Source organism: Lysobacter silvisoli (genome assembly GCF_003382365.1).
GTDB classification, from domain to species: Bacteria; Pseudomonadota; Gammaproteobacteria; order Xanthomonadales; family Xanthomonadaceae; genus Lysobacter; species Lysobacter silvisoli.
In genome coordinates this window covers 2,118,157-2,130,069 of record NZ_QTSU01000001.1, presented here as the reverse complement: position 1 = coordinate 2,130,069, position 11,913 = coordinate 2,118,157, and the positions used below count along the sequence as shown (strand labels likewise).

The following is an 11,913-nucleotide window of genomic DNA, read 5'->3' as shown; positions in this document are numbered from 1 at the left end:
GCTAGTGATGAATTCAGCCTTCGGACGCTGACGCCCCGGAGGGCTGCTGGCCGACGGTGATGACGATGGTTTCCGCCGGCTTGGACGGATAGAAATAGACCTCGACGTTGAGCAGGCCCTGATCGACCTGGTCGGGCGGGTTGTTCGACGCGTCGCAGATGACGGTGAACACTTCCTCCGGCGAGCCGGTGCCGAACGCGCCCTGACGCCACAGCCCCAGCAGGAACGGGTTGACGGCGTTGAACTTGACCGCGTTCCACAGGGTGGAGCGGTTGGGTTCCTGGCGGACCCAGCGCAGGCCGTTCTTCAGGCTGCTCTTGACGAAGTTGAAGAGCAGGCGCACGCCCACGTACATCCAGCGCGGGTCGGTGCTCAGGGTGCGCGAGGAATCGACCACGATGCCCGCGCGCGGAATCGCGCGGATGCCGTTGACGCTGCCGTCCCTGACCAGCTGGGTGTGCTCGGCGTCGGTCAGGCGGTAGGTGACGTCGAGCACGCCGGCCAGGTTGGCCTCGTCGCCCGCCGGCGCCTTCCACACCCCGCGCGTGCGTTCCACCCGCGCGTACACGCCCAGCACGTGACCCACCGGCGGCAGGTTGCGGCGCGGGTTGTCGCCCACACCGGCCGGATCGGCGACGGTGATCCACGGCGCGTACAGCGCGCCGTAGGCCTTCTTGGCCTGGAACGACTGGCCGTAGGCCACGGCCTGGCCGGCTTCGGTGAAGCCTTCCGGCACCGCGCCCACGTACATGCAGTCGCCGCGGTTCTCGCAGTAGGCCAGCGCGCCGGCCACGATCGCAGGGTCGGTGCGTTCGCAGGTCAGCAGCTGCACGTCGTGCGGATCGAAGGCGAAGAAGCCGCTGCGGGTGGAGGCGTCGCCGTTGAAGTGGCCCGAGGTCGGGGTGCCGTCCAGGCCGGAGGCCAGCGGCGTCCAGGCCAGCACCGCGGGACGGTCCGCGCCCACCGCGCTGGCGTTGAGCAGGTCCTCGGCGATGATGTAGCGCGAACCGCGAATGGCGTCGTTGATGCGCGCCGGCGCGTAGTTCGGCGTGTCGGCTTCCATCGACAGGTCCGACCAGGTCTCGCGCACGTTCTCCGCTTCGGTGCCGCCTTCGGCCACGGTCACGCTGAAGCGCAGGTTGCGCACGCGGATGTTCTGCGCGGTCCAGCCGGCGATGCCGGCGATCGGCGGGCCCCAGGTCACCGCGCCGGTCTGCGGATTGCGCGAGAGCAGCTTGACCATGGCGGTGTTGGCCGGCACGGTCGGGTCGTAGACCTCGATCGCGTCGCCGAGATCGAAGTCCTCGGTGCGGCGCAGGCTGGCGCCGGTGGTGGCCACCGCGCTGGCCGTGCCCGGCACCGCCGCGGCGATGGCGAAGCCCAGGGTGGCGTTGGCGGCGATGACCTGGATCGAGGTCCAGCCGTCGCTCATGCGCGCCACTTCGCCGGTGGAGGTCAGCACCAGGTTGCCCGGGCCGGTCAGCGAGGCGACCACGCGGCTCTGGCGGCCGTTGATCGCGTCGCGGATCTGCGCCGGCGTGGCGTTGACCGCGCCGCCGGGGAAGTCCGCCGGCAGGAAGGTGATGACGGTGTTGTCCGGCGAGCCGTCGATGCGCAGGGTCAGGCTGGGCAGGGTGCTCATGTCCACCGGCGCGGTCAGCGCGACGCTGCCGGTGATGGTGGCCGCGGCCGCTTCGCGCAGGCGCGTGGTGGTGGGCGTGGAGCGCTCCACGCGCACGCGCAGGTTGTTGCCCCAGCTGCCCGGATCTTCGCTGCCGCGGAAGCCGCCGGAGATGCGCAGGGTATCGGCGGGGCTGCCGTCGCGCAGGACCAGGGTGCCCGGCGCATGGCCGGTGGCCGGGTCGTCGGAGACCACGCGGTTGACGTAGGCGACCTGGCCGCCGTTGTCGAAATAGCCCTTGACCAGATAGGCGCCCAGGCCTCCCGGGAAATAGCCGCCGAAGCGCTCGACGAAGCGAGCGTAGGAATCCACCATCACGGCCTGATTCGGCGTGCCGCGCCGGGTCAGGATGTTGAAGCCCGCGATGGAGGTAGGCGCGGCGGCCAGTACCGGCGCGCCCGTTCCGTCGACTTCCCGCACATTGATGCCGATGAAGCTCATGATCCTTTCTTCCTCTTGGGTGGTTGCGGGGGCCGCGCGGTTCCATCGGCGGCTCCCTGGCCGCGCTTGCGCGGAGTGGTTGCGATAGCGGCGGCCTGATCGGCCTCCGAGGGCGACGCGCTGCGTAACGCCAGCGCCTTGCGAGCGAGCAGGTGGGCCAGTTGCGGCGACGCCAGCGCGGCGGCGTCGAGCTCCAGGCTCTGGCCGGACGCGAGGACGTGCACCGACGAACCCAGATGCAGCTCGACCGGCTGCGAGCGCGTGTTGATCAAGCGCACACGCTCGTCGGCCTTGTTGCCAGCTGCCTTGTCTTCAGCCATGGCCGGACTCCTTCCAATCGATGTGGGTGACCAGGCCTTCCACCGGCTGCACCGACGTCGGCGTGTCGTGGTCCTGCCACGCCAGCACCCGGCAATACAGCCGCTGGCGCGGCGAGGGGTTGAGGTTGGGGTCGTACTCCAGCGCGGGCGGCGGCAGGGTCTCGAGCGACCAGCTCTGCGCCGCCACGCGCAGGGCGCCGCGCGGGGCGATCTCGCGCAGCAGGAAATCCATGACCGCGCCCTGGTCGGCGCGGTCGGCGGCGACGGCCTCCAGCGCGTACAGCGCCTCGAAGGCCACCGCCGACGGGCGCACGCGGTAGCCGTCGGCGACGAAGTCGCAGCGCTGCGCGGCGCCGACACTGCGCTCGGGCAGGTCGCGCACGCCCATCGGCACGATGGCGATGCAGGGCACGGTCGCCGGCCAGGCGCCGCCGGCCAGCACCAGTTCGGCCGGCACCGGATTGCCGGCCAGGCTGGTGCGTTCGTGCAGGCGCGTGCGCAGCGCCTGCTCCAGGTCGGCGAGCATGCTCGGCCGCACCGCCAGCGCTTCGTCTATGGCCAGCTGGAAACCTTGGCCGGCGTCGATGCAATGCAGCTGCGCCACCGTGACCGCGCCGCGCACGGCGGCGGGCAGGTCGGCCAGCGAGAAGCGCACCACCTCCCAGCCCGCGCCGCCGGACACCGGCACGCGGCGGTGCCAGCTGTTGCCGGGCGCGCCGATCGCCAGCGCCGCGCTGCCCAGGCGCAGCTCCAGGTAGAAGCCGGGCGTGGAGCTGCGGTCGCCGCGCAACACGAAGCGCAGCTCGTCGAAATTGTTGAGGTTCAGCGCGGCCAGCGGCTTGCGCGCGATATGGTTCAGCGCGGCGCCGGAGTAGCTCAGGGTCAGGCTGCGGCGGTCGCCGCTGGGCGTTTCGCTGAGCACGTCCTCGGCGATGGCCACGGCCGCCGATGGCGTGACGCCGTCGGCCTGCAGCGGCTGCCAGCCGGCGGGTTGGGTGAAAGCGGCGAGCGTCAGCGACGGCACGGGCGGCTCTCCTGCATCCTTGCGCGGGCGCACGTCATGTCAGTCGGCGCCTCGACAGTTCGCTCAGCACACCGTCCAGTTGCTCGGCGCTGGCGATGCAGCGGTAGCGGTCGCCGGTGCTGTTGGCGCTGAGCATTTCCAGCAGGCCGCGTTCGCGCATCCAGTCCAGCGCATCCATCAAGGCGCGGCCGTCGACCACGCTGTGCTCGCGGAACCACCACGTGGCGATGCCTTCCGCGGTATCGGAACTGTTCGGGTTCGCCCGCAGGTAGCGGGCGAGTGCTCTCACGATCGCGAGCATTTCGGGATAGTCGTCCATGCGTCCCAGCCTTGTGCTGGTGAACGCAAGCGGCGTGCCAAGCGTGTGGCGCGCGCAAACGATTGATTTTGCGAGGGTGTCGACTGGCGCCGCGCGGTCGCCGCGCGCGCTTTTGTCCTGCGTCCGCGCGCGCATGCAAGCGGCAAAGCCTGCAACGACGGGCTTGCTGCGGGAGGACGTTTTTGTCCTGCAAAGCGGATCGATCTGTCCGCGTACGAAGCGTTGAGGCTCGCTAGCGCGGCCTAAGCCGGCATCGAGGCCGAACGCGGCGTGCAGCGGGCTGACGGCGACCAGCGCCGTGGTGGCGGGCGTGGCGTTCATCAGGGGCTGTCGTTGAAGCGTCGCGTGTCGATTTGGTGCTTGCGCACCAATTCGAAGAATGCGCGCCGGTTCTTCTTGGCCGCGTGCGCGGCGTGGGTGAGGTTGCCGTGGTGCAGCGCCAGCAGGGTCTCGATGTACTGACGCTCGAAGCGTTCGACCACGCGTTTCTTGGCGGCCTGGAAGGATTCGCCGGCCGGGTCCGGCGCCTCGGCCTGCGCGTCGGCGTCCAGGGCCGGATCGATGGCGATGTCGTCGGCCTCGATGCGCGCGCCGGCGGCCAGCAGCACCGAGCGTTCGATCACATGGCGCAGCTCGCGCACGTTGCCGGGCCAGTCGTAGGCCAGCAGCTTCTGCAGCGCCTGCGCGCTGAGCCGGCGGCCGTCGCCGCCGCGCGCCTGGTCGAACTGGCGCACGAAGTGCTCGGCCAGCAGGGCGATGTCCTCGCGCCGCTCGCGCAGCGGCGGCAGCGCCACCGGCAGCACGTTGAGGCGGAAATACAGGTCCTGACGGAACGCGTTCTGCTTGACCATCACCCGCAGATCGCGATTGCTGGCCGCGATCACCCGCACGTCCGAGCGCTGCACCGTGTTGCAGCCGACCGGGCGGTACTCCTGCTGCTGCAGGAAGCGCAGCAGCTTGCCCTGCGCCAGCAACGGCAGGCAGTCGATGTCGTCCAGGAACATGGTGCCGCCTTCGGCTTCCTTGACCAGGCCGTGGCGGGAGCTATGCGCGGTGGTGAACGCGCCTTTGACGTGGCCGAACAGTTCGCTCTCGATCAGCTCCACCGGCACCGCCGCGCAGTTGACCGCGACCCAGGGGCCGTCGGCGCGCCGCGACAGGTAGTGCAGCGCCTGCGCGCAGATTTCCTTGCCGGTGCCGGTCTCGCCGACGATCAGCACGCTGGAATCGCTGCCGGCGATCACCGGCAGGCGCTGCGCGATCCGGGCGCAGGCGTCGCTGGCGTACAGGAACCCGCGTATGTGGGGCGTTCGTCCTGGCGCTGTTCCTTGCGGCATGGGGGCTCCTTCCTTGGGTCGCCGAACCTGGGCGGCGTGATCGCCGCGGGCCTGCTTGGCCGTTCCGTCGTTCGGGTACAGGTAGAGAACGACGATGGCGCGCGTTACAGGACACGCGGCGCGCGCGTCCTGCGCGGCCGGTTGCGCGCAAGTCTTGCGTACGCGCGCGTGGTGCACGCGTGAGCGTGCGTGCTATCGGATCGCCGATGACTGAGATGCGCGCGCTAACCGGTTAGTGGCGATGCGTGCGAACGCAGCGCTCAACCGCGTGCGAGTGGTGTCGCACAAAATTCAGCGACGGCCCAGCGCCCTGCTTTGGGGTAGGAGCGGCGTCAGCCGCGACCGCGCCACTCGGAAAACCGCGCCTGATCGCAGAGCCCGTCTACTTCACCCGCATCCAGCGGATATCCAACCCTTCACGCCGATCCACGAAGCCCACGATCGCGCCCGTCGCATCGCGCTGAAAGATCCGCCGCGTGCGCGGCTGCCCCGGCAGGAAGAACACATCGGCCAGCTCCGCGCGGTAACGCGACGGCGGCCGGCCTTCGCGCTGCGCGACGAGCGCATCGCCGTCGCATTGCAGCGTGGCCTCGATGGCGTCGGCCAGACGGTAGCGGCCGTTGTAGTCGCACAGCCGCACCGTGGCCGGCGCGGCCGCGGGCGGGTCGTTCTGCAGCGCCAGCACCTGCGCGCCGATCAGCTTCCAGCCCGCGTCGGTGCGCAGCCAGGTATCGGTGTTGCGCCAGCGGCTGACCAGGGTCTGGCCGTGGTAGTCCAGGGTCTCCAGATCTTCGTGGCTGACCAGCGCGGTGTCGCCCAGCACCACCGCCGAGAACCGGTCCACCGCCAGGCGTCCGCTCAGGCCCGGCGGCAGCGGGCGGAACTCGGCCAGCAGCTCGGCCTTGCTGCGCACCTGGCCGTTCTCGTCGGTGTGCAGCAGCCGCTCGTGGGCGTTGCGCTGCCAGACCTCGACCCGGCCGGGGGCGATGGCGTCCAGATTCTCCTGGGTCAGTCGGCGCAGCTCGGCCTCGTCGGAGGTTGCCGGGGCCGCGGCCGCCAGGACCGGGGCGGCGGCCAGGGCCAGGGCGAGCAGCAGGCGGGCGGGGCAGGGGCGCATGGCGGGCTCCGGGGCAGGGCTGACCGGCCGATGCTCGGCGCTGCCGGGCCCGGCCGGCAGTGCCGAAGGCCACGCCGGGCGGGCGTTGGCGCCCACCCGGGACTGCGGCAAAACCCTACCCGGCGCCGGGGGGCCGCCCGACGGCCTCCGAGGGGGGCGGTATACTCCAATGTCTATCGCCCGCTTCCGGCGACAACCCCAAGGAACCGCAATCTCATGGCACGTGGCATCAACAAGGTCATCCTGGTCGGCAACCTCGGCAACGACCCCGAAACCAAGTACACCCAGGGCGGCATGGCTGTGACCACGATCAGCCTGGCCACCACCAGCGTCCGCAAGGACCGCGACGGCAACACCCAGGAGCGCACTGAGTGGCACCGGGTCAAGCTGTTCGGCAAGCTCGGCGAGATCGCCGGCGAGTACCTGCGCAAGGGCCGCCAGGTCTATATCGAAGGCTCGATCCGTTACGACAAGTTCACCGGCCAGGACGGCGTGGAGAAGTACTTCACCGACATCATCGCCGACGACATGCAGATGCTCGGCGGCGCGGGCGGTGAAGGTGGTGGCGGTGGTGGCGGTCGTGAGTTCCGCGGTGGCGGCGGGGGCGGCGATCGTCCGGCGCGCCAGTCCGGCGGCGGTGGTGGTGGTGGCGGTTACGGCGGCGGTGGCGGCCGTCAGGACTCGCAGCGCCGTGAGGCGCCCCCGGCCAAGTCCAACGACTTCGGCGACGATTTCGCCGACGACGACATCCCGTTCTAAGCCTCCCGCGGCTCAGGCTTCGATTCGCAGATGGCAGGAAACCCAGCGTTTCCTGCCATTTTTTATGCCGGTCCGGCTCGGGTCGCCGTGCCCCGGCAGCTTTCTGCAACCGCTTCCCCACCGTCATTCCGGCTTGCGCCGGAATGACGGTGGGTAGTGCTCGTTGGAAGGTGCCCGGACCAGCAGGTCAGCTTCACGCGCGCCGGATGCGTTCGATGTAGGCCAGGAACATGTCGGACATCGCGTCCGCGTAGGCCCTGATCTCCGGCGCCGTGCGTTCGGATTCGGAGAACTGCTTGCCCACCGTGCTCAGCGTGGTGCCGATCAGCTCGCCCGCGCGCGCCCGCGCGGCCCTGGGCGCGTCGGGCAGCACCTCGCGCATGAAGGCGCGCAGCGCGCGATCGCCGTTCGCGCGCGCCGCCTTGGCCTCGGGCGCGTCGCGGTACAGCGGCGCGGCGTCGCTGAGCGCCACGCGCATGCGCGCCTCCTCGCATTCGGAGCGCAGGAAGGCATGGGCCAGGCTGCGCAGCCGCGCCTCGGGCGACCGCACCACGTCCTTGAGGATGGCGCCGAGCAGGTCGCTGGTCTGCTGCCATTCGTCGCTCTGCAGGCGGAACAGGATGGCGGCCTTGTTGGGGAAGTACTGATACAGCGAGCCGACGCTGACGCCGGCGCGTTCGGCGACTCGTGCCGTGGTGAAGCGGGACGCACCTTGCGCGGCCAGAACTTGCGCCGCGGCCTCCAGGATCGCGGCGACGAGTTGGTTCGAGCGCGTCTGCTGGGGCTGTTTGCGCGTGGAGATCTTCGGGGGCTTGGGCTTGACCATGGCGGTGCTGGGCGCAGTACGGGGTGCCGGGAACCGATCGCATCATAAGCGGGCCGGGTTCGGTGGGTATGCGCGGCCGTTAAATGCGAATAGCGGAACGTGAGAGCGTAGCGGTTGTCCGATGCCGTGTTCGGTAGAGCGCGTGATTGCAGGAAAAAACGGCAGTTCGCGCATCGCATAACCAATGCGAGTACGAAACGCGACGATTTATTCGTATTGTGTCCGGGCCGGCAAACACCTCCCACACAACACGGATTTCGCTATGAATACGCTTGCCATCGAACCCCTTGCGCCCTTGCTCGATCGACTCTTCCGCGAGTCGGATGCGGCGCGCAGCCCCGCGGCCGAGGCGCTGTCCTCCGACGAACGCGACCGCCTGCTGCGCAGCAAGACCGAATACCTGGATTTCTACGAGCGGGTGAAAGACCTGTGGCTGCCGGTCTCGCGCGAAACGGGCCGTTTGCTCTACATGCTGGCGCGCTCGTCCCAAGCGCGCAGCGTGGTCGAATTCGGCACCTCGTTCGGCATCTCCACCCTGTACCTGGCCGCGGCGGTGCGCGACAACGGCGGCGGGCGCGTGCTCACCACCGAATTCGAGCCCTACAAGGTCGCGCGCGCCCAGCAGCACCTCGCCGAGGGCGGCCTGCTCGACCTGGTGGAGATACGCGCGGGCGACGCTCTGCAGACCCTGGGCGCGAACCTGCCCGATTCGATCGACCTGGTGCTGCTGGACGGCGCCAAGGCGCTGTATCCCGAAGTGCTGGCGCTGCTGGAACCGCGGCTGCGGCCGGGCGCGTTGATCGTGGCCGACAACGCCGACTTCAGCCTCGAGTACCTGGCGCAGGTGCGCGCGCCCAGGTCGGGCTACCTGTCGGTGCCCTTCGCCGAAGACGTCGAACTGTCGATGCGGCTGGGCTGAGCGGACGCGCCGACGGTTGCGTCTCGGCGACCAGACTTGCGGCCATCGGCATGCCGGTGGCCGCGGCGCAGTTCTCAGCGCAGGGCGATATCGCGCTGCCTGCCTTCGGCCAGGGCTTTGCGCGCCGCCTCGTAGCCCGCGTCGATCGCGCGCTGCTGTGCGGGGCGATCGGAAATTCCCGGTGCAATCACCTCGGGAGCGATGCGGATATCGGCTTCTGCCAGCTCCGGCTCCGCGATCAGGCAGGACTGGCGGTGCATGGTTTGCCGCAGTACCGACGGCGCGCTCAGCCCGGCCGCCTCGCTGCTGCGGCAATAGATGTCCACCGCGATCACCACATCGGCGCCCAAGGCTTTGGCCGCGCGTACCGGTACCAGGCTGGCGACGCCGCCGTCGACCAGGTGGCCTTGGGCGTAGGGCACCGGCAGGGTCACACCGGGCACGGCTGCCGACGCGCGCACCGCCTCGCCGGCATCTCCGCGATCCAACAGCATGGGCCGTCCCTGCTGCAGATCGGTCGCCACCGCGGCGAAACGGATCGGGAAGGCGTCGATGGGCTGCGCGCCGACGGTGGTGTCGACCCAGTCGGCGATACGGTCGCCGCGCATGAGCCCCTGGGTGCTGAGGGTGAAATCCACGAACGAGCCGATCTCGACCTGCTGCGCCAGGCGCGCGATCTCCTGCGCGTCCTTGCCGCTGGCGTAAATCGCGCCCACCAGCGCGCCGGCCGAGGTGCCGACGATCAGGTCCGGCTCGATCCCGGCTTCCTCCAGCGCCTGCAGCACGCCGATGTGGGCCAGGCCGCGCATGCCGCCGCCGCCCAGGGCTAGGCCGATCACCGGACGGCGGTCGTCGCCGGGGTGCGCGCGTTCGGCCCGCGCGAGCGGCAGCGGGCGCGCCTGCACCGGCGTTGCAGACCGTTGCGCGGAGCTGGCAAAACTCATCAGCGTGGAGCCCAGCGCGATGCCGCCGGCGAGTGTGAGCAAACGTAGCTTGGTGATCTTCATGGTCGTAACTTCCATCGGCAGCGCGGTTGCGGTGCCGGCCGTTGAGATTCGGCTCGCGCGGCGCAGGCTCAGTTGTGGGCCGCCAGCGCCAGGCGTTTGGACGTCGGCGGGCGTACTTCCACGCCGCTGAGTCGGCCGCCCACACCGAGCACCGCCGCCACCACGTCTTCGTCGCGGAACCAGCCTTCGATGTCGATGGCGCCGCGCGCGGTATCGGGTTTGATCCGCGCGCCCAGGTCCACGCGCAGCAGGGCGTCCATCAGCGTGCGCACGCGCTCGCCCAGGTTGTCCACTTTCAGCAGCAGGTGCCGGTCGGGCGTATGCATGGCGGCGGGTCTCGGGTCGAGGGGCTCAGGCCGCGCCGGCCAGGGCCACGGCGTCGGCGCCGGCCGGGTAGCGCAGCCGGTCCGAGGCGTCGTGGGCCGCGTGCCACACCGCTGTGGCCACGTCGCTTTCGTGCGTGTGGGCGCGCAGGTCGGCCATCGACGCGAACACCTCCTGCGCGTAGGCCTCGTAGGCGTGCGGGATCAGACCCTGCATGCGTTGCTGGCCGTTGGCGGTGAAGCCGGTGCTGGGGCCGTAACCCGGCTGGACCAGCCTGACCCGCACGCCGAAAGGCCGGAGTTCGTGTTCCAGCGAGGCGGTGAAGCCTTCGATGGCGGTCTTGCTGGCGGTGTAGGCGGCGACCAGCGGAAACGGCGCCAGCACCGCGCTGGACGTCACGTTGACGATGGTGCCGCCGCGGCGCTCGCGGAAGCGCGGCAACACGGCTTGGCACAGGGCCATCGTGCCGAAGGTGTTGGTTTCGAAGATCTCGCGCACGGTGGTCATCGGCGTGGCCTCGAACGCGCCGAACAGACCGATGCCGGCGTTGTTGACCAGCACGTCGATGGGGCCGGCCGCGGTCAGGGCGCGGGCGATGCTGTCGGCACGGGTCACGTCCAGCTCCAGCACCTGCAGGCGGTCGGAGGCGGGGAGCAGGTCGTGGCGGGGCGTGCGCATGCTGGCGACGACCTTCCAGCCCTGAGCGAGGAAGTGGCGGGCGGTCTCCAGGCCGTAGCCGGAGGAGCAGCCAGTGATCAGTGCGGTCTTCATGTGTAGCTCCAAGGGGTGAGGGACTCGGAGCGAACATTAGGGGGCGATGGCTGGATGATCGATAGCGTATAGTCCTAATAATATTATCCAGAGTCCGGTATGGCCGATCCCTTATCCGACGTGGTGCGACTGCTGCGCCCGCGCGCGGTGCTGGCCAATCCGATCAGCGGCAAGGGCAACTGGGCCGTGCGCTACTCCGAATACGGCCAGCCCGGCTTTTGCATCGTGCTGGAGGGCAGCTGCCGCCTGGCCGTGGACGGCGAGGCGCCGATCGCGATCGCCGCCGGCGACTTCGTCCTGCTGCCGACGACGCCGGCCTTCACCCTGTCCAGCTTCGTGCCGGCGCCGCCGGTGTTCATCGATCCCAAGCGGGTGCCCGGCGGCGACGGCGAGCGCCGCCACGGCGAACAGCAGGGGCCGCCGGACATGCGCTCGCTGGGCGGCGCATTCGCCTTCGACACCGCCGACGCCGGGCTGCTGGTGTCGCTGCTGCCGCGCGTGGTCCACGTGCGCGGCTCGCAGCGGCTGATGCTGCTGGTGCAGATGGTCGGCGAAGAATACGAACAGCGGCAGCCGGGCAACGAGTACATGCTCAGCCGCCTGGTCGAGATGCTGCTGATCGAAGCCATGCGTGCCAGCAGCAGCGGCGACGCGCCGCCGGGCCTGCTGCGCGGCCTGGGCGACGAGCGCCTGGCGCCGGCGTTGAAGCAGCTGCATGCACGCATCGAGCACGCGTGGAGCGTGCACGAGCTGGCCAGGCATGCGGCGTTGTCGCGCTCCAGCTTCTTCGAGCGCTTCAGCCGCATCGTCGGCGTGGCGCCGATGGAATACCTGCTGCGCTGGCGCATGGAAATCGCCAAGGACCTGCTGCGCCGCGGCGAGCTCAACGTCGCCCAGGTGGCTGAACGCGTGGGCTACGGCTCCAGCGCCGCCTTCAGCACGGCCTTCAGCCGCCAGGTGGGCCGGCCGCCCAGCCGTTATGCGCAAGCCGCGGCGAGCCTGGCGAAGTCGTGACAGGCAAAAGCGCGGCCGGCGGAGCGGTTCGAGCGCAGGCGGCCGCGTGGGGAA

The 11,913-nt window shown here is 70.1% G+C and carries 13 protein-coding genes; 3 read left to right on the top strand and 10 right to left on the bottom strand.

From position 1 onward, the window contains the following. Window positions 1-13 precede the first annotated feature (13 nt). From DX914_RS09435 to DX914_RS09410, 6 genes are all read right to left on the bottom strand, one after another. A complete protein-coding gene (locus DX914_RS09435) occupies window positions 14-2,122 on the bottom strand; it encodes a phage tail sheath family protein (protein WP_115858724.1) in 2,109 nt (702 codons plus the stop codon). Further along, window positions 2,119-2,442 (bottom strand): hypothetical protein, encoded by a 324-nt coding sequence (locus DX914_RS09430; RefSeq protein ID WP_115858723.1) that lies wholly within the window; start codon window positions 2,440-2,442, stop codon window positions 2,119-2,121. The genes DX914_RS09435 and DX914_RS09430 overlap by 4 nt, the downstream gene beginning before the upstream one ends. Beyond that, window positions 2,435-3,466, bottom strand: a complete 1,032-nt coding sequence (locus tag DX914_RS09425; RefSeq protein WP_115858722.1) for a hypothetical protein — start codon at window positions 3,464-3,466, stop codon at window positions 2,435-2,437. Before DX914_RS09425 ends, DX914_RS09430 begins: the two co-directional genes overlap by 8 nt. A 34-nt stretch (window positions 3,467-3,500) precedes the next feature. After that, window positions 3,501-4,106, bottom strand: a complete 606-nt coding sequence (locus DX914_RS20005) for a hypothetical protein (RefSeq protein ID WP_147300637.1) — start codon at window positions 4,104-4,106, stop codon at window positions 3,501-3,503. Continuing rightward, on the bottom strand, window positions 4,106-5,122 hold the full coding sequence (locus tag DX914_RS09415; protein WP_115858720.1) for a sigma-54 interaction domain-containing protein: 1,017 nt from the start codon (window positions 5,120-5,122) through the stop codon (window positions 4,106-4,108). The genes DX914_RS20005 and DX914_RS09415 overlap by 1 nt, the downstream gene beginning before the upstream one ends. A gap of 382 nt (window positions 5,123-5,504) precedes the next feature. Next, window positions 5,505-6,239: a nuclear transport factor 2 family protein gene (locus tag DX914_RS09410; RefSeq protein WP_115858719.1), complete on the bottom strand. Its 735-nt coding sequence runs from the start codon at window positions 6,237-6,239 to the stop codon at window positions 5,505-5,507. A gap of 216 nt (window positions 6,240-6,455) precedes the next feature. Between DX914_RS09410 and ssb the strand changes: the two genes are divergently transcribed. Next, window positions 6,456-6,998 carry a single-stranded DNA-binding protein gene (gene ssb / locus DX914_RS09405; RefSeq protein WP_115858718.1) on the top strand — a complete coding sequence of 181 codons (543 nt, stop codon included), beginning with the start codon at window positions 6,456-6,458 and terminating at the stop codon, window positions 6,996-6,998. Window positions 6,999-7,191: 193 nt separating this feature from the next. Here ssb and DX914_RS09400 read toward each other — a convergent pair whose 3' ends face one another. Continuing rightward, complete coding sequence (locus DX914_RS09400) at window positions 7,192-7,824, bottom strand: TetR/AcrR family transcriptional regulator (protein WP_115858717.1); 633 nt, start codon at window positions 7,822-7,824, stop codon at window positions 7,192-7,194. Between the two features lie 262 nt (window positions 7,825-8,086). On the opposite strand from DX914_RS09400, the gene DX914_RS09395 reads away from it, so the two are divergent. Further along, window positions 8,087-8,743 carry an O-methyltransferase gene (locus DX914_RS09395; protein WP_115858716.1) on the top strand — a complete coding sequence of 219 codons (657 nt, stop codon included), beginning with the start codon at window positions 8,087-8,089 and terminating at the stop codon, window positions 8,741-8,743. A gap of 74 nt (window positions 8,744-8,817) precedes the next feature. Here the strand turns inward: DX914_RS09395 and DX914_RS09390 are convergent, their stop codons facing one another. The 3 genes from DX914_RS09390 to DX914_RS09380 all read right to left on the bottom strand — a co-directional run bounded on the left by DX914_RS09390 (window position 8,818) and on the right by DX914_RS09380 (window position 10,845). Then, entirely contained in the window at window positions 8,818-9,750 is a 933-nt protein-coding gene (locus DX914_RS09390; RefSeq protein WP_158549228.1) for a patatin-like phospholipase family protein, read from the bottom strand. A gap of 68 nt (window positions 9,751-9,818) precedes the next feature. Next, the gene (locus DX914_RS09385) at window positions 9,819-10,076 is read right to left on the bottom strand and encodes a hypothetical protein (protein ID WP_115858714.1); all 258 of its coding nucleotides are present in this window, start codon (window positions 10,074-10,076) and stop codon (window positions 9,819-9,821) included. A 25-nt stretch (window positions 10,077-10,101) separates the two neighbouring features. Beyond that, window positions 10,102-10,845 (bottom strand): SDR family oxidoreductase, encoded by a 744-nt coding sequence (locus tag DX914_RS09380; protein WP_115858713.1) that lies wholly within the window; start codon window positions 10,843-10,845, stop codon window positions 10,102-10,104. Between the two features lie 99 nt (window positions 10,846-10,944). Between DX914_RS09380 and DX914_RS09375 the strand changes: the two genes are divergently transcribed. Further along, a complete protein-coding gene (locus DX914_RS09375; protein WP_115858712.1) occupies window positions 10,945-11,859 on the top strand; it encodes an AraC family transcriptional regulator in 915 nt (304 codons plus the stop codon). Window positions 11,860-11,913: the final 54 nt, after the last annotated feature.

Excerpts from the sequence above, each read along its gene's own strand:
- DX914_RS09435 (WP_115858724.1), bottom strand. The coding sequence starts at position 2,122 with ATGAGCTTCATCGGCATCAATGTGCGGGAAGTCGACGGAACGGGCGCG.
- DX914_RS09430 (WP_115858723.1), bottom strand. The coding sequence starts at position 2,442 with ATGGCTGAAGACAAGGCAGCTGGCAACAAGGCCGACGAGCGTGTGCGC.
- DX914_RS20005 (WP_147300637.1), bottom strand. The coding sequence starts at position 4,106 with ATGAACGCCACGCCCGCCACCACGGCGCTGGTCGCCGTCAGCCCGCTG.
- DX914_RS09415 (WP_115858720.1), bottom strand. The coding sequence starts at position 5,122 with ATGCCGCAAGGAACAGCGCCAGGACGAACGCCCCACATACGCGGGTTC.
- DX914_RS09410 (WP_115858719.1), bottom strand. The coding sequence starts at position 6,239 with ATGCGCCCCTGCCCCGCCCGCCTGCTGCTCGCCCTGGCCCTGGCCGCC.
- ssb (WP_115858718.1), top strand. The coding sequence starts at position 6,456 with ATGGCACGTGGCATCAACAAGGTCATCCTGGTCGGCAACCTCGGCAAC.
- DX914_RS09400 (WP_115858717.1), bottom strand. The coding sequence starts at position 7,824 with ATGGTCAAGCCCAAGCCCCCGAAGATCTCCACGCGCAAACAGCCCCAG.
- DX914_RS09395 (WP_115858716.1), top strand. The coding sequence starts at position 8,087 with ATGAATACGCTTGCCATCGAACCCCTTGCGCCCTTGCTCGATCGACTC.
- DX914_RS09390 (WP_158549228.1), bottom strand. The coding sequence starts at position 9,750 with ATGAAGATCACCAAGCTACGTTTGCTCACACTCGCCGGCGGCATCGCG.
- DX914_RS09385 (WP_115858714.1), bottom strand. The coding sequence starts at position 10,076 with ATGCATACGCCCGACCGGCACCTGCTGCTGAAAGTGGACAACCTGGGC.
- DX914_RS09380 (WP_115858713.1), bottom strand. The coding sequence starts at position 10,845 with ATGAAGACCGCACTGATCACTGGCTGCTCCTCCGGCTACGGCCTGGAG.
- DX914_RS09375 (WP_115858712.1), top strand. The coding sequence starts at position 10,945 with ATGGCCGATCCCTTATCCGACGTGGTGCGACTGCTGCGCCCGCGCGCG.